This window comes from Corallibacter vietnamensis (assembly GCF_039537875.1).
Classification (GTDB): domain Bacteria; phylum Bacteroidota; class Bacteroidia; order Flavobacteriales; family Flavobacteriaceae; genus Corallibacter; species Corallibacter vietnamensis.
Genome location: NZ_BAABBI010000003.1, coordinates 76,563 through 92,374 on the forward strand (window position 1 = coordinate 76,563; position 15,812 = coordinate 92,374).

Annotated in this window: 16 protein-coding genes; 12 read left to right on the forward strand and 4 right to left on the reverse strand. The window is 33.2% G+C overall.

What is annotated here, in order from left to right; genetic code table 11:
• The first annotated feature begins 118 nt into the window (after window positions 1-118).
• The 5 genes from ABD690_RS10845 (at window position 119) to ABD690_RS10865 (ending at window position 2,528) form a co-directional block, all read left to right on the forward strand.
• Window positions 119-622 carry a Dps family protein gene (locus ABD690_RS10845; RefSeq protein ID WP_344730451.1) on the forward strand — a complete coding sequence of 168 codons (504 nt, stop codon included), beginning with the start codon at window positions 119-121 and terminating at the stop codon, window positions 620-622.
• 93 nt (window positions 623-715) lie between these two features.
• The gene (locus ABD690_RS10850) at window positions 716-880 is read left to right on the forward strand and encodes a DUF1328 domain-containing protein (RefSeq protein WP_344730453.1); all 165 of its coding nucleotides are present in this window, start codon (window positions 716-718) and stop codon (window positions 878-880) included.
• Window positions 881-927: 47 nt separating this feature from the next.
• Window positions 928-1,167 carry a hypothetical protein gene (locus ABD690_RS10855; RefSeq protein ID WP_344730455.1) on the forward strand — a complete coding sequence of 80 codons (240 nt, stop codon included), beginning with the start codon at window positions 928-930 and terminating at the stop codon, window positions 1,165-1,167.
• 51 nt (window positions 1,168-1,218) lie between these two features.
• The gene (locus tag ABD690_RS10860; protein WP_344730457.1) at window positions 1,219-1,770 is read left to right on the forward strand and encodes a hypothetical protein; all 552 of its coding nucleotides are present in this window, start codon (window positions 1,219-1,221) and stop codon (window positions 1,768-1,770) included.
• 80 nt (window positions 1,771-1,850) lie between these two features.
• Window positions 1,851-2,528, forward strand: coding sequence for a DUF2461 domain-containing protein (locus tag ABD690_RS10865; RefSeq protein ID WP_344730459.1), 678 nt, complete (start codon window positions 1,851-1,853; stop codon window positions 2,526-2,528).
• Here the strand turns inward: ABD690_RS10865 and ABD690_RS10870 are convergent.
• Window positions 2,521-2,934: a glyoxalase gene (locus ABD690_RS10870; protein ID WP_344730461.1), complete on the reverse strand. Its 414-nt coding sequence runs from the start codon at window positions 2,932-2,934 to the stop codon at window positions 2,521-2,523. The genes ABD690_RS10865 and ABD690_RS10870 overlap by 8 nt on opposite strands.
• A 177-nt stretch (window positions 2,935-3,111) precedes the next feature.
• Here ABD690_RS10870 and ABD690_RS10875 point away from each other — a divergent pair, with 177 nt between their 5' ends.
• The 4 genes from ABD690_RS10875 to ABD690_RS10890 all read left to right on the forward strand — a co-directional run bounded on the left by ABD690_RS10875 (window position 3,112) and on the right by ABD690_RS10890 (window position 5,679).
• Window positions 3,112-3,999, forward strand: coding sequence for a DUF72 domain-containing protein (locus ABD690_RS10875; protein ID WP_344730463.1), 888 nt, complete (start codon window positions 3,112-3,114; stop codon window positions 3,997-3,999).
• 3 nt (window positions 4,000-4,002) lie between these two features.
• Window positions 4,003-4,386, forward strand: coding sequence for an acyl-CoA thioesterase (locus ABD690_RS10880; protein WP_344730465.1), 384 nt, complete (start codon window positions 4,003-4,005; stop codon window positions 4,384-4,386).
• 103 nt (window positions 4,387-4,489) lie between these two features.
• The gene (locus ABD690_RS10885; protein ID WP_344730467.1) at window positions 4,490-4,975 is read left to right on the forward strand and encodes a lipocalin; all 486 of its coding nucleotides are present in this window, start codon (window positions 4,490-4,492) and stop codon (window positions 4,973-4,975) included.
• On the forward strand, window positions 4,975-5,679 hold the full coding sequence (locus tag ABD690_RS10890) for a YiaD family glycine zipper/OmpA-like lipoprotein (protein ID WP_344730469.1): 705 nt from the start codon (window positions 4,975-4,977) through the stop codon (window positions 5,677-5,679). Before ABD690_RS10885 ends, ABD690_RS10890 begins: the two co-directional genes overlap by 1 nt.
• Before the next feature lie 54 nt (window positions 5,680-5,733).
• On the opposite strand, the gene ABD690_RS10895 is transcribed toward ABD690_RS10890, so the two are convergent.
• Entirely contained in the window at window positions 5,734-6,975 is a 1,242-nt protein-coding gene (locus tag ABD690_RS10895; RefSeq protein ID WP_344730474.1) for a mechanosensitive ion channel family protein, read from the reverse strand.
• Window positions 6,976-7,266: a DUF3817 domain-containing protein gene (locus ABD690_RS10900; RefSeq protein ID WP_344730476.1), complete on the reverse strand. Its 291-nt coding sequence runs from the start codon at window positions 7,264-7,266 to the stop codon at window positions 6,976-6,978.
• Between the two features lie 215 nt (window positions 7,267-7,481).
• Between ABD690_RS10900 and ABD690_RS10905 the strand changes: the two genes are divergently transcribed.
• Window positions 7,482-8,834, forward strand: coding sequence for a leucine-rich repeat domain-containing protein (locus ABD690_RS10905; protein WP_344730478.1), 1,353 nt, complete (start codon window positions 7,482-7,484; stop codon window positions 8,832-8,834).
• A gap of 6 nt (window positions 8,835-8,840) precedes the next feature.
• Here ABD690_RS10905 and ABD690_RS10910 read toward each other — a convergent pair whose 3' ends face one another.
• Complete coding sequence (locus ABD690_RS10910; protein WP_344730480.1) at window positions 8,841-11,036, reverse strand: T9SS type A sorting domain-containing protein; 2,196 nt, start codon at window positions 11,034-11,036, stop codon at window positions 8,841-8,843.
• Window positions 11,037-11,163: 127 nt separating this feature from the next.
• Between ABD690_RS10910 and ABD690_RS10915 the strand changes: the two genes are divergently transcribed.
• Both ABD690_RS10915 and ABD690_RS10920 read left to right on the forward strand, forming a co-directional pair.
• On the forward strand, window positions 11,164-13,995 hold the full coding sequence (locus ABD690_RS10915; protein ID WP_344730482.1) for a M16 family metallopeptidase: 2,832 nt from the start codon (window positions 11,164-11,166) through the stop codon (window positions 13,993-13,995).
• A gap of 894 nt (window positions 13,996-14,889) precedes the next feature.
• Complete coding sequence (locus ABD690_RS10920) at window positions 14,890-15,690, forward strand: hypothetical protein (RefSeq protein ID WP_344730484.1); 801 nt, start codon at window positions 14,890-14,892, stop codon at window positions 15,688-15,690.
• The last annotated feature ends 122 nt before the right edge of the window (window positions 15,691-15,812 follow it).

Below are 15,812 nucleotides of genomic sequence, written 5' to 3' on the forward strand. Positions count from 1 at the left end.
TAACATAATTTATGTTAATCAACTCTTAATTCCGTTAAAGCTTGTTAAATCGCTTGACAAACCTCATCTAGACCATAAGTTATACTCGTAAATAAGTTAAACCAATAAAAATTTAATTATGAGTTATTTGAATATGAAAGATGAGAAATTATTACCGGTTGTAGTAGAATTAAATAAACTATTAGCTGATTACCATATTTATTACCAAAAGTTACGAAGTAATCACTGGAATGTATTAGGTAAAAACTTTTTTGATTTGCACATTAAATTTGAGGAGTTGTATACAGATGCACAGATTAAAATAGATGAAATTGCAGAACGTATTTTAACCTTAAGATATCATCCTATGAGTACATTAAGTGATTATCTTCAAACATCTTCAATTACTGAAAAGGATAACCTTAAAACAGATGTTGATATGGTTAATGAAACTTTAAATGACCACAAAATCATATTAGAACAAATGAATAAGGTTATAGAAGTTTCAGATAGTATATCAGATGAAGGAACTATAGATCTTATAGGTGCTTACATTCGAGAATTAGAAAAAGCAAGCTGGATGTTGAATGCTTGGACAAAAAGCACAAACGGATCATTAAAACGATCTACCCAAGAAATTTAATTCACACATTCAGAATAAACATAAAACCTCTAATAATTAGAGTGGGTTATAATATCACATTAACCTTTTTACCTATTTAAAAAACTTAAAACTATGTTACGTTGGACAATCACATTTATCATTATTGCATTAATAGCTGGTCTTTTAGGTTTTGGCGGTATTGCTGGAGCTTCAGCTGGAATAGCAAAAATATGTTTTTACATATTTATAGTACTTTTTGTAATCTCTCTATTAAGAGGATTAATGAAAAAAAGTTAAAAATCTCAAACCACAATTACTAAATATTAACCATTAAAAATTACATTATGAAACGTATTATATTAACATTCGCATTATTATTTACAATAACCACAGTATTTACAAGCTGTAGAGACGAAAAAACAACAAAAGAAAAAGTAGAAGATACATTTGAAGAAGCAGGTGATGAAATTGAAGATGCTGCTGAAGACACTAAAGACGCTGTAAAAGACGCATCTGAAGAAGTTAAAGATGCAGCAAAAGAAGCTAAAGAAAATGTAGAAGACAAACTTGATGGTGACGAATAGTTTTAAGCTATTATTACCATTAAAAAACTTGTTTAATAACAAACAACAACAATGAAAACCCTATTATATATAACAGCTTTTATGTTCATGGTATCAGTCCATGCTCAAGAAAAGCCCAAGAATGTTTCTGAAGAAACAAACATTAAAACCGTAAAAATTAACGACGGTAAAAAAATAACCGAGAAAAAAGTAAAGCTTACTACTAGAGAAGAACAACAAGTAGAGCTTGCTGAAGAAGATAAAAATAAAGTAAACCAAACCATGGTTGACGCTCCTTCAAAAGTAACAAAAACACTAGAGGTTGATAACGATGGCGATGCATTTTATGACTCAAAGTTTGAAACAGCACACTATGAGTTTAATGACAAGGTTTACAACTTTAAGAAGAATTCAGAAGGCTTTTTAGTGTCTACTAAATCTAAATCAGATATGTCACCATTAGGTAATGTTATAAAGTCTAGTAAGGAAAATCATTATTTCTTTAAAACTAATGATTATTCAGGTATTGGTTACTTTACAGACCGTGGTAATTTTACGATAGAGTATTATGACACAAGTACTAATAAATTAGTCAAACAAGATTTTATTTTAATAAAAAAATAATAATCAAAAAGCAATAGTAAAAAGTCCCGTTTATCGCGGGACTTTTTTGTATTTTTAAAATCGCAAAAACAACAGCATTCATGAGTTTATTGATACCTAAAGAGGCTTTCACTTTTTTTAAAGCATTACAAGAAAATAATAACAGAGATTGGTTTAACGAGCATAAATCAGAATATAAAACCATAGAGAAAAGCGTTAAAGTTTTTTATAATGAACTCCTAGAAAAAATGAAAGTTCATGATGATATTGATAAGCTAAAAATGTTTAGAATATACAGAGATGTACGTTTTTCTAAAAACAAACTGCCTTATAAAACGCATTTTGGAGGTTCGTTTCACAGACGAAAACCAGAGTTGCGAGGTGGTTATTATTTACATATTGCGCCAGAAAACAAATCATTTATTGCAACAGGTTTTTGGGAACCTAATAAAGATGACCTTTTAAGAATTAGAAAAGAATTAGAAATGGATGCTTCAGAAATGCGTACCATTCTAAACAATAAAACTTTAAAAAACACTTGGGGAGATTTAGTAGGTGACGAACTAAAAACAGCACCTAGAAATTTTGACAAAAATCACCCAGATATAGATCTAATAAAAAAGAAGCAATACATCTTTACAAAAACATTTACAGATAAGCAGGTACTTGCATCAACGTTTATAAATGAGGTAGATGATGCCTTTAAAGCAATTCGTCCATACTTTGATTATATGAGCGATGTGCTTACTACAAACCTAAACGGCGAGTCTATTATATAGCCTTTAAAACCTCGGGTTTTTGTAGTACTTGTATGTTGTCAAACAAGCGCTCTTTTACAATATTCATCATACGCTTATTTAGTGCTGATGAGTTCGTGATATAAAAGGCATATTCTTCAACAGTAAATTGACCAATAACCATTCCTTTTAATGAATTTCTAAACTTCATATCCTTATGAATGGCATTGTCTATATAATCCATCTGTTTTTCAATAGATAAATCATAAAAAACATTTTTATGCTTATTTACGTAGTTTCTAAACACCGCAACAAATAGGTCGTTTTGTAGTTTAATTACTGGTCGTAAAGTCGCATTTTGAAAACGTTCGTCGTCACTCATTGAGTCAAAAAAAAGAGCAGAAGTAATTTCTGGTCGACATTTTAATAGGTCTAAAGATCTGTTCATGTCAAAAAGTTTTCTTTAAATTTAAAAATTATGTATCCTCATAATGAGTGCCTTAAAATTTGATGTTAACATGGTTATCAACAAATAGAAATTATGTATTAAAGCATTGAACCAAACTATGTATTTCTACATAAAAAATGATACTTATAAACTATCTTTGAGAAAAATAGCTACACAATGGAATTTGGAAGTGTAAACAACCCACAAGATATAGACTTTACGTTGCCTCAAGATCATATTGATACAGCTAGAGTTTTAAATAATGTAAAAGATGACAACGTACCAGAAATTTATGTAGGTTGCGCCAAATGGAATAGGGCAGATTTAAAAGGATTTTATCCTCGTGGCACCAAAGATGAGTTAGCATATTATTCCAGACAGTTTAATGCCATTGAGCTTAATGCTACATTCTACAGAATTTTTCCTGCAGAACAATTTGCTACTTGGTATGAGAAAACACCTAATGACTTTAAGTTTTTCCCAAAGTTAAACCAAGAAATAAGTCACTGGAAACGACTAAATGAGGTGCAAGCAGTTGTAGAAAATTACTTGTATAATGCTTCTAATTTACATGAAAAGTTAGGAACCATATTTTTACAAATGCATAACAATTTTGCGCCTAAAGATTTTGACAGAGTTGTTCATTTTGTTGAAAACTGGCCAAAAGAAGTGCCTCTTGCTATAGAGTTTAGGCATACCAATTGGTATAATGACAATGTAGTTTCAAATCAGTTATACGATTTATTAGAAAAAAACAACATATCCAACGTTATTGTTGATACAGCAGGAAGACGAGATTTAATGCACATGCGACTTACTAATGCAACCGCATTTGTTAGATATGTAGGAGCAAATCACGAAAGCGACTACACAAGACTTGACGATTGGGTAAAAAGACTTAATTCATGGCAAGAGCAAGGTATTAAAGAGATAGATTTCTTTATTCATCAAAACATAGAAAAAGAATCCCCTTTATTATCAGCTTATTTTATAAAACAATTGAATAGCACATTAGGATGTAACCTTAAAATTCCTAATGATAATCAACAACAAACTTTATTATAACATATGAGATTTCACACAAGAAAATGGGTAAAACCAGAAGACTTAAACCCTAATGAAACTTTATTTGGAGGACAATTACTTGCCTGGATAGATGAAGAGGCAGCATTATATACCATAATACAACTAGAAAACTCTAAAGTTGTTACCAAATATATTTCTGAAATTAATTTTATGAGCTCTGCAAAGCAAGGTGATATTATTGAACTTGGTATTGAGGTAGTAAAATTTGGTAAAACATCTTTAACATTAAAGTGTGAAGCGCGTAACAAAATGACTCGAGAAACTATTCTTACTGTAGACAATATTATTATGGTAAATCTTGGTAATGATGGAAAACCAGCTGCTCATGGTAAAACAGAAGTAGAGTTTGTTAAAGATAGATTGTAGAATTAACAATCGTTAACATCTACAGCTGTAAGCTATTTCGTATATTATAGTAAATGTCTTATAAAGCCAAATAAGGCTATTATTAAAAATTAAACTATCAACTATGAGAAATAAGCTTATGCTGTTTATTGTTGCCGTTGCGTTAGTTGCATGCGGATCAACAAAAACTCAAACTACAAATTTGTCCAAGCGTATCATGAAAGGATACTGGGCACTTAACACAATTACTTATAGCCAATCAGGCGAATTCAATGTAACACTCTTTAACGATGCCACTGCAGGTTGCTTTAAAGGAAGTACCTGGCGTTTTATTCCTAATAATAATACAGGAATTTACACTTTATCAGGGTTAGATTGTGACAATACAGAAAAACACTTTGTATCTACATTTGACAAAATAGACAAAGATTCTGGCTTATATGATTTTCTTTTAAAGCCAACAAATGAGAAGCATAAGTCTGAAACTAATAACGGTTTTAGAGTTAGCTTAACACACCTTGATGACACTACAATGCAATGGCAACAAACGGTTTCTTTAGATGGAAAACCATTTACAATTTATATGAACTTTACTAAAATTAACGAATAATGACAACTTACATTAAGAAAATAACAGGAATAACATTAGCTATGTTACTTACTATAAGTATTAGTAGCTGTGAAGCAACAAAAAATGCAAATAACAAACAAAAAGGCGCTGTAATTGGTGCTGCTGGTGGAGCCATTCTAGGTGCTATCATTGGAAACAATGTTGGCAAAGGTGGCAACGGAGAATTAGGAGCTGCTATTGGTGGTGTTATTGGTGGTGGAGCTGGAGTCCTTATTGGTAATAGAATGGATAAACAAGCACAACGTATAGAAAATGAACTACCAGGAGCTCAAGTAGAACGTGTAGACAATGGTATTGTCGTTACTTTTGATGAGAATAGTGGCGTTTTCTTTGATACAAATAAGTATAATATCAACGCGCAATCTCAAGCTACTTTAGATAAATTATCTAATGTATTAGCTGATTACCCTGATACTAATGTGCTTGTTGTAGGCCATACAGATAGTACTGGAGATGATGCTTATAATATGACGTTATCAAAAAACAGAGCTTATGCTGTAACTAATTATTTTACAGGAAGAGGATTAAGCGCTTCTAGATTTACAACACACTGGTTTGGTGAAGAAAAACCAATTGCTGATAACACTACAGCTGATGGTAGATCTAAAAATAGACGTGTAAACCTAGCTATTTTACCAAATGACAAAATGATTGAAGATGCTCAAAATGAAGCAGGAAATTAATCAGTAAATATCCCTCACAAAAAAAGCAGCTCATTATTTTGAACTGCTTTTTTTTTATGCTTTAAACTTAAAATCGTATTCAAATATTTCTAAATCAAAATACGGAATAGCAGCAAGCATATGATCAAATATATCAGAGATTATATACTCATAGTTTTCCCATCGTTTATCACTACTAAAGGCATAAATCTCAAGCGGAATACCCTCAGGAGATGGCGCTAATTGCCTAGTCATAATTGTCATATCTTTATTGATTGCAGAATGGTTCTCTATATATGCTTGTATATATTTTCTGAAAACACCTAAATTCGTTAGGTTTCTACCATTTATCAATACAGATTTATCAATGTTATGCGAGCTGTTAAACGATTCTATATCACTTTGTCGCTTATTTACATAATCGGTGATCAATTGAATATCTTTCAGTTTTTCAATATCATCAGATGTAAGATACTTTACTGAAGTTGCTCTTATGATAAGTGCGCGTTTTATACGTCTTCCTCCAGAATCACTCATACCGCGCCAGTTTTTAAATGCATCAGATATAAGAGCATAAGTAGGAATGTTGGTAATGGTTTTATCAAAATTCTGAACCTGAACTGTAGATAGGTTTATTTCTATAACATCACCATCTGCACCATATTTTTCCATAGTAATCCAATCGCCAATACGAATGGTATCATTCACAGCCACTTGAATACTCGCAACAAAACCAAGTATCGTATCTTTAAAAATAAGTAATAGTATGGCAGAAGCAGCACCAAGTGTTGTAAAAAACTTAATGATAGATATATCGGTGATGACAACAAAACTTACTGCTACACCAATAATCCATACAAAAAGCATTACTACTTGTATGTAGCTATCAATAGGCTTGTCCTTTAGTCTTGGTATGGTTTTAAAATAAGATTCAAACGTTTTTAAAACACTTCTTAAAATCCAGATAAATAGTACAACACCGTAAATTTTAATAAGTTTTTCTATAGGTACTTCAAAACTCGGAAAATCATAAAACACTATAGGAAATAACTTTAAAGTAATAACTAGTGGTACTAGGTGTGCTATATTTCTAGGAGCTTTATGAGTTATTAATAAATCATCAAAATTGGTTTTAGACTTTCCTGCAAAATTGCTAAATGCCTGAAGTAAAATTTTTCGGGTTATAAAATCTGAAAGAAATATAAAAAACACCAATATGCTCAATAAAACTATCATATTGAGATATGTTGCTGAACTTTCAGAAAAGTCTAATGAAATAAAATAATCGTAAAAGTAATGTCTTAAATTTTCAAACATTTATACGGTAGTTTTTAAATATTTTTTTTCAATGTAAAACGTGCCAAACGGAATTATTGAAGCTAGTAAAACAATACCAGTAGTTGAGTTTTTCCATTGTAATTTTCTAGCTATAAATAACGCCACAATAATATAGGCTATAAATAAAATACCGTGAGGCATTCCTAGCATTTTTACATATTGCGGATCGCCACTTAAATACTTTATAGGAGTTGCTATCCCTAATAGTAAAATATACGAAACTCCTTCTAAAAATGCGATAATTCTAAATACGTTTATAAGTTTTGTCATAGTTGTTGTTTTACCTTGCAAAGGTACTGCTCATTTCATAAAAACATTCTAGATTTAACAACTTTTTTAGACGATATCATTGTAGGAAATAGCCCGTTTTTGGGTTGTTTTTAAGTAAGTTAACGAAAAAAAACACGTACTATCGAATATAATCTTTCTGTGGTTAGATATACTATACATTTATCTACGAATTTGTTATTAATCTATATTATACAATGAAATTTGTTCTGTCCCAGCAGGTTATTAAAGTTCAAAATGTACTAGCATTATTCGTGTTTTGTATGCTATACACGCATGCTTTCTCCCAATCTACAGCAATTCCTGACTCTAACTTTGAGCAAGCACTTGTTTATATGAATATTGATACCAATGGTATGACAGGAGATATTTTGAATTGTGATGCCGAAAACGTTTTGTCTTTAAACTTATACAATAAAGACATTAGTGACTTAACGGGTATTGAAGCTTTTGTAGATTTAAAAAACCTTAATGCAGATTATAACAATCTTACTAACATTAATTTAAGCCAAAATCGCGATTTAGAATATATTGATGTTGATAATAATGCATTAACAACTATTGATGTATCAAGTAATTTAGATTTACATGAGCTACATGTTAGCTCAAACTACTTATCAAGTATTGATGTTAGTCATAACAGTGAGCTTAAAAGTCTTACATGTAGTATAAACAACATAAGCACCATAGATGTATCACAAAATTCTGAACTTGAAGTTTTATGGTGCTACTCAAACAATTTAAACACATTAACGGTTTCCAACAACGCTTCATTATCATCATTGATTTGTGGTCAGAATAATTTAAGCGTACTTAACGTAACCAATAACTCAAACTTAAAAACCATCTCTTGTGCTTCAACAGGAATATCAGAATTAAATATTGCAAACAATCCAGAGCTAGAATATTTAGATTGTAGTAATAATAGCATTAGTAGTTTAAATTTAAACGCTAACACGCAACTTAAAAGAGTATTAGCTAGTAATAACAATTTGACTGCTATTGATGTATCTAATTTAGAAGATCTTTTTCTTTTTTATATCACTAATAATAATTTAGAGCATATAGATCTTTCTAGTAATACAGATTTAAGGTACTTTAATGCCGAAAACAACAACCTTCAAGAGGTAGACATTCGTAATAATAATGCAAATGGCATAAGAGAGTTCAACACAACTCAAAACCCAAGCTTAACGTGTTTAATGGTAAATGATGCTTCTCAAAGCTACTTAAACACTTGGGATATAGATGCACATACTAGCTTTGTTAATAGTGAAAATGAATGTCAGCTATTAAGTACTGATAGTGTTTCACAATTAGATACTTTAAGTGTATATCCTAATCCTGCATCAGAATTTCTTTACGTAACCTTAAATACAAATAATGAGTCTAGTCTAGAGTTATTTACAATAAGTGGTCAGCGTATTAAAAAACAAACACTACACGCAGGGAAAAACCAAATAGATATTTCACAAATAAATGCTGGAATTTACCTTACAAAAATTATATCTAATGGTTTTTCACATAGCTCTAAACTTATAATTAAGTAAAGGCGTTTACTGTTTAACTATTTTCTTAACAATTACACCAGCGTTATTAGCACTATATAGTTTAGCGAAATAAACACCGGTTGATAATGCGGGTAGCTGCATCGTTGCTGTTTTATGTGTTGTTTTAGTGATGTATTCTTGATAAACTTGCTTGCCGTCAATACCATATAACTCAACTGTAAAAGCCGTATCAAAATCGTGTTTCACATGCAATTCATTATTAAAAGGTATAGGATATAAAGTAACAGAATCTTCATAAGCGACATCTTCGGTACTTAATAAACCATCATAAAACGTTTCAGCATAATTAAAGGCTTGAATTCCTACATCTTTTCCTATAATTCTACCACGAATATCATCAATAGGAGGGTGAATACCACCCCAAATTCTAGATAAACTGCATTGATCTGATGCATCTCTGTATGTAGCCCATTCTAAAGAGAATGTTTCTGATGGACCTTCCTCAAAAACTAAAAACTCATTTTGTGGTGCTTCAAAAGTTCCCATACCTCCAGGAAAAAACGGATCTCCTGTTAATAAGGTTAATACTTCAGCTGCTGCTCTAGAAAATGTAGAGTGTCCAGAAACATAACCTGCAAAAGGTGGTGTTACAAATGTTGGGCGCTGATAAGGCCACCAATGCGAACCTAATATCCAATCAACACCAGCCACATCTGTATTTGGGTCACTTATATAATCTGGTCCTTTCCAAGCATAAATCTTAATTTTACCAACGTTTTCATTATTGGTGCCAGCAAGCGGGTCTCCAGCTTCTATCAATGCTATTCTATTTGGTATTAATGGTAATCCATGAGGGTCATAACTTGGCAATGACATATCACTACTTTGTCCTTTTCCAGCCATGTATCTTATAGCAGAAATTGGTCTTATGTAATCATAATATCCTTTTACACCCCAAGTAGCTACAGCTGAATCATGCATGGCACCACCTAAAGCTAAATAGCATTTCACATCCCATTCTAAATCACTTAAAATAGGACCTTCGCCTTTAAAACGCTTTTCTAACATAGGGTGATCACTTACATAATTCATAATTGTAAACCAATGTCCTGGTGGTGTTTCAGAATCTGGACCATCTGCCCAAAATTCTGCTAATACACGAGCATAATCTGCGCGCTTTACAATTTGTGGTTCATAAGGTAATCCTGTTGCTGGATTTGTATCATATCCAGTTCCTGTATCTCCACCTTCCATAAAGTCATAAAATGTAGCATAATCTTCATGTGTGATAGGGAAGTCTTCTAAATCAATATTCCCAATACCATTAGGAGAGATATCTATAGTAGTTGGATCATTAGGGTCTAAATGTGATGACCATGATGCTACCAGTGCAAATGTCCATTTATAAGGGTCTTCAAAACCATTTTCATTTGAGTTTTGTATGTAAGGTGGTGCTGTAGGGTCATGATATATATAGCAATCAAAACCACTATTAGCATTGAGTACTTGCAAATCTGCATCTGTAAAACTAAATGGTGTAACTTCTCCCCATTCAGGGCTTAAAAAACCAGGTGTATTCAATGGGTACATATTACCACTTTGATCTATATAAACGTCAAAAGCTAGTGGTTGCCATCTATTGGGATCTATATCATTAGTATCTGAATAAACATCTAAGATTAAAGGGGTGTTCACTGGTGAATAGTGTTGATTACTATATCCATTGGCTTCATTTGAGCCATCTTGTAAACCAAATGCTATCATCTGATTGGCTAAATAGTTACCAAGTGCTGCATAAGAGCCAGAGCTGTAGTCTGTTGATGTAAACGATTCATCATAACCATACGAACTAAACAAATCATTAAAAGCTTGTAGTGATTGTCCTGCACCAGGTGAGTTAGCAAATCTGTGGTTTAATAATCTAAACATTGCATAACTTATCATTTCATGTCTTGCTGATGCCAGGTCTGTCGGACTTTGTATACCAGTAAAATTACAATGGTATGAACCAAAATCTTTTCCTAAAAATACCGTTTCTGCTTGACCATCAAACAAAGCCCAAGAATCATACATTACTACTGATGCGTGAAACAAGTTTCTAGCATGTACTGTTGGCCTAGCAAAATCTACGCGTATGGCGTTTAATAAAGCCTCATTCCAATCTCTAGCTACCGAGTGTTGAGAAAATGTTGGGAGTAATGAAAAGATTGTAAGAACAATAGTTAGTGTAGTTTTTTTCATAGATGTAATAGTTAGATTGTTAAATGTAAAAAAAACATTAAAAAAATACCACAAAACTTTAACGAAACATTAAAATTTCATTATTGGCGATTACGTATATTTATGGCTATTAACCAATCAAAAAACAATGAAACTATTAAAATGTTTACCTGTTTTGGCACTATGTCTTGCTTCATGTGTTGATAAACAAGAGCGTTCTACTGCAGAAGACGTAGATTCTGAATTCGCAATTTCATATGAAAAGTTTACACTCAATAATGGTCTTGAAGTCATTCTTCATGAAGATCATAGTGATCCTATTGTGGCTGTAGCCACTATGATGCATGTGGGGTCTAACAGAGAAAAGCCAGGCAAAACTGGGTTTGCTCATTTTTTTGAGCACATGAGCTTTAATGATTCTGAAAATGTTCCTGTTGGAGCCAACAGAAAAATGATACCAGAGTGGGGCGGAAGTCGTAACGGTGGTACCTGGAGCGATGGTACGGTATACTACGAGGTGGTTCCTAAAGATGCCTTTGAAAAAATACTTTGGATTGATTCTGATCGCTTTGGCTATATGATAAATACAGTTACAGAGGCTGCTTTAGAGCGTGAAAAACAAGTAGTGAAAAATGAAAAGCGTCAACGTGTAGATAATGCTCCTTATGGTTATACTGACGAGATAATAAGAAAAAACCTCTATCCAGAAGGGCATCCATATAGCTGGACAGTTATTGGTGCTTTACCAGACTTACAAGCTGCTACCATTGACGATGTAAAAGAGTTTTATACCAAATACTATGGTGCTGCAAATGCCTCATTAGTTATTGCGGGAGATATTAATATTGAAGAAACAAAAGAACTAGTCAAAAAATGGTTTGGCGAAATTACAAGTGGGCCAGAGGTAGAGCCTCTTAATCCTATGCCGGTTACTCTAGCGCAATCTAAATCGCTTTACTTTGAAGATAACTTTGCAAAACTTCCAGAGCTTCGTATGGTGATTCCTACGGTTGAGGAGTATCATAAAGACACGTATGCGTTACAAATACTAGGGCAACTTTTAAGTGGTAGCAAAAAAGCACCATTATATAATGTGTTAGTAGACGAACAAAAACTAGCGCCAAATGTAAGTGCTTATCAAAGTAGTAGTGAACTTGCTGGCGAATTTATATTTAGAGTAAGAGCAAACGCTGGCGTTGATCTAGATTCTGTAAAGCATGCCATAGACGCAGGACTTAAGCGTTTTGAAAATGATGGTGTTAGCGATCGTGATTTAAAACGTATCAAAGCCGAGTTAGAAACGGGACTTTATCAGGGCGTGAGCACGGTTTTAAATAAAGCCTTTCAATTAGTTCAAGATAATGAGTTTGCTGGCGATCCTAGTTACATCACAAAAACGGCCAAACTTACTAAAGCGGTGACTGCTAGTGATGTGATGCGTGTATACAATCAATATATAAAAGGGAAACCATTTGTAATGACTAGCGTGGTTCCTAAAGGACAACTAGATTTAGCTGTTACTGATGCGCAAGAGGCGACTGTTTGGATTGAAGATGTTAAACAAAACGTAGCTAATGAAGAAGTAAGCCAAGGTGAAGAGGCCGAGTATGAAAAAACGCCTAGCAAGCATGATAGAAGTGAGCCTCCTTTTGGAGAACTTCCGTTATTTAAGTCGCCTGAAATATGGACAAGTGCTTTAGAAAATGGTTTAGATATCTACGGCATTGAGAATAATGAAGTGCCATTGGTACAGTTTGATATAACTATTCCTGGTGGCCATCTTTTAGATACAAAAGAGAAGTCTGGTGTAGCAACTCTTTTAACCGATTTAATGCTAGAAGGTACGGCTACAAAAACACCAGCAGAACTAGAGGAAGCTATCGGTTTACTTGGTGCTACTATAAATATGTATAGTGCTGGAGAGGATATTCACATTACGGGAGCCTGCTTATCTAAGAAGTTTAATGAGACTATAGCGCTTGTAAAAGAGATTCTATTACAGCCACGCTGGGACGAGAAAGAGTTTAACCGCCTTAAACAGTCTTTACAAACAAGTTTAAAAGGGCGAGAGGCAAACCCTAATAGTATTGCAAGTATGGCCTATTATAAATTACTTTATGGTGATAACCATATCTTTTCAATACCTAGTGCAGGAACATTACAAACGGCAGAAGCTATTACTATGGCTGATTTAAAGGCTTACTATAAGTATCTAACGCCTCAAAATGCATCGTGTCATATTGTGGGAGATATATCGGAAAGTACGGCAGCAGCGGCATTAGCGACCTTAAACGATTGGCAAGGAGCGGCTGTAACACTGCCAGAGCAAAGCTTACCAGAAACACCAGTAGCTAATACTTTGTATTTTATAGATGTTCCTGATGCTAAACAATCGGTGTTGTATATAGGTAAATTGGCGTTAAGTGCTACAAATCCAGATGCTAATAATTTAGACTTTGCAAATGAGATTATTGGTGGTGGATCTAGTGGTAGGTTGTTTCAAACATTACGTATAGAAAAAGGGTATACTTATGGGGCATATTCTAGTGTGTCTAATAGTTTGGAAGTTGCGCCATATACGGTAAGAACTAGCGTAAGAGCTAATGCTACGCTAAAATCGTTAGAGATTATAGAAGGTATGTTGCAAGGTTATGCGGCAAACTTTACAGATGAAGATGTAACACTTACTAAAAACAAGCTGCTTAAGAGTAATACACGTGCTTATGAAAGTTTGGGTGCTAAATTGAGCATCTTACAGCAAATAAGTAAATACAACAAGCCGCATAATTTTATTGAAACAGATCAGCAGGAACTTGTTGCTATGACTTTAGATGATTATAAAACGATTATTAATACGTATTTAAATGAATCTGATATGATATATGTGGTTGTTGGTGATAAAGCTACACAGTTTGAGGACGTAAAGAAACTAGGTAAGCCTGTGGTAGAGCTAGACATATACGGAAACGTTATTAAGTAATTTGTTTTATAGCCAAGGCTATTTAAACAGACTATACTATAAGGTAGGTAAGCATGTATTGTGAGCCTACCTTTTTTAGTTTTAAAATATTCTATTTTACATAATATTAATTATAGTACAATTTATTTAGTATTCAGATTCGTGTATTGTTATGGTATTTTGGCATTGTGTAAGTTATTGTGTTATTCTATGCATATAAACAGTGTATTATGATTTATGTTATGTGCTATGTTATTGTGAGTCAAATTTTGCATATTCTGGATAAGGCTTCAGGATTTTATAAATACGCGATTCTCATGGATTACTATATGCTTATGTTAAGGATAAACTAATGTGTTGTGTGATTGTGTTTGCTTAAATATTTTGGGGATTTTGAGTGCCGCTATGTGTAATTGACCCGAACTCACCCGACTTAACCCGAAGTAAACCCGAAGTAAACCCGAAGTAAACCCGAAGGAAACCCGAAGGAAACCCTAGCTAATTATGGTGTTATTTGCTGATTATCAGGATGTACAATTGTTTATGATGTGATTTTTATGAATTTAACAATTGGTATTCAGGTAGTTAGGATAATTTTTTTGATTTTTTGTGTTTTTATTGAAGATTATTCAAAAAAAGGCTAAAAAACGCCATTGTTTTTATAAAATATTCATTTTCAGTTGTTTGTGAGTTAAAAAATATTTTATATGTTTGGGATGACGAACAGATATTTTGAGCGATTCGCGAGGCTTGATATGGCTGTTTGTTAATATCGATATTTAGAATTTCTCCTTAAATACTTTTTAATAGCTATTTTTTTAGAGTGGTTATAGATCCCAAATCTATACCTTATTATTAACCAAACTTGGTGGTATGATTTATTGCCTATATCATTGAGTTATAAATTTTAATATTATGGCAAAGAATAATTCATTTATAAAACTGGATGGAACTTTAGATGGTTTGACGTTTTATAGACAAAACGGAGAAAGCTTTGTTAAGACACAAAGTAAGATAAGTAAGAATAGAATCATGAAGGATCCGTCGTTTAAGCGTACGCGAGAAAACATGATAGAATTTGCAGGCGCGAGTAAAGCTGGAAAGGCTTTTAGGGATGGTTTTGCAAGTATGGTAAAGCTTATGGGCGATGCTTATATAAGTGCGCGATTGAGCGGTGTTATGAAACTGATAAACAGTGTTGGTGTTGGAAAGCGTGGTGAGCGTGATATTGATATTGTTTTGCACCATGCGATGTTGCGTGGTTTTGAGTTTAATAAAAAGCTGCCATTGAAGAGCATTTTTTATGCGCCTTACCCGATGCCAGAGATTGACGAATCTCGTCGTGTTGTGACTTGGACAGTTACAGATTTTGACACGGATGCTTTTGTGAATGCGCCGGAGAATGCTACGCATTTTAAATTGGTACTTGCTACGAGCTATGTGAGTAATTATCTTTTTAATAAAAACACTGGAGCGTTTGATCCTGAAAATGAGCTTGTAAATGGTACGGGCGGTCAGGGTTATAGTGATGCGATACCGCTAGGTGGTATGGTGGGTTCTGATATACGCTTGGAGGTTGATATGAGCGCTATTGCAAGTGTACCTGCTACTACTGCCCTATTTGCTGGTGTTGGTATTTTGTTTTACCAGGAGATAAATGGTGAGTTTTATGAGTTTGCTCAAGGGAATACGATGAAGGTTGCTGTTTCTGGTTAGGCTTTTTTTTTCAACTTATGTTTAAGTTGATAAGACTCGGTCATGAAAACCCACTCTGTATTATTGGAGTGGGTTTTTTGGGTTTAAAGTTTTATGGGGTAAAGGTAAAAATGATGTTCTGT

Coding starts and splice junctions, on each gene's coding strand:
- ABD690_RS10920 (WP_344730484.1), top strand. CDS start 14,890: ATGGCAAAGAATAATTCATTTATAAAACTGGATGGAACTTTAGATGGT.
- ABD690_RS10880 (WP_344730465.1), top strand. CDS start 4,003: ATGAGATTTCACACAAGAAAATGGGTAAAACCAGAAGACTTAAACCCT.
- ABD690_RS10855 (WP_344730455.1), top strand. CDS start 928: ATGAAACGTATTATATTAACATTCGCATTATTATTTACAATAACCACA.
- ABD690_RS10860 (WP_344730457.1), top strand. CDS start 1,219: ATGAAAACCCTATTATATATAACAGCTTTTATGTTCATGGTATCAGTC.
- ABD690_RS10865 (WP_344730459.1), top strand. CDS start 1,851: ATGAGTTTATTGATACCTAAAGAGGCTTTCACTTTTTTTAAAGCATTA.
- ABD690_RS10875 (WP_344730463.1), top strand. CDS start 3,112: ATGGAATTTGGAAGTGTAAACAACCCACAAGATATAGACTTTACGTTG.
- ABD690_RS10890 (WP_344730469.1), top strand. CDS start 4,975: ATGACAACTTACATTAAGAAAATAACAGGAATAACATTAGCTATGTTA.
- ABD690_RS10845 (WP_344730451.1), top strand. CDS start 119: ATGAGTTATTTGAATATGAAAGATGAGAAATTATTACCGGTTGTAGTA.
- ABD690_RS10915 (WP_344730482.1), top strand. CDS start 11,164: ATGAAACTATTAAAATGTTTACCTGTTTTGGCACTATGTCTTGCTTCA.
- ABD690_RS10850 (WP_344730453.1), top strand. CDS start 716: ATGTTACGTTGGACAATCACATTTATCATTATTGCATTAATAGCTGGT.
- ABD690_RS10885 (WP_344730467.1), top strand. CDS start 4,490: ATGAGAAATAAGCTTATGCTGTTTATTGTTGCCGTTGCGTTAGTTGCA.
- ABD690_RS10900 (WP_344730476.1), bottom strand. CDS start 7,266: ATGACAAAACTTATAAACGTATTTAGAATTATCGCATTTTTAGAAGGA.
- ABD690_RS10905 (WP_344730478.1), top strand. CDS start 7,482: ATGAAATTTGTTCTGTCCCAGCAGGTTATTAAAGTTCAAAATGTACTA.
- ABD690_RS10870 (WP_344730461.1), bottom strand. CDS start 2,934: ATGAACAGATCTTTAGACCTATTAAAATGTCGACCAGAAATTACTTCT.
- ABD690_RS10895 (WP_344730474.1), bottom strand. CDS start 6,975: ATGTTTGAAAATTTAAGACATTACTTTTACGATTATTTTATTTCATTA.
- ABD690_RS10910 (WP_344730480.1), bottom strand. CDS start 11,036: ATGAAAAAAACTACACTAACTATTGTTCTTACAATCTTTTCATTACTC.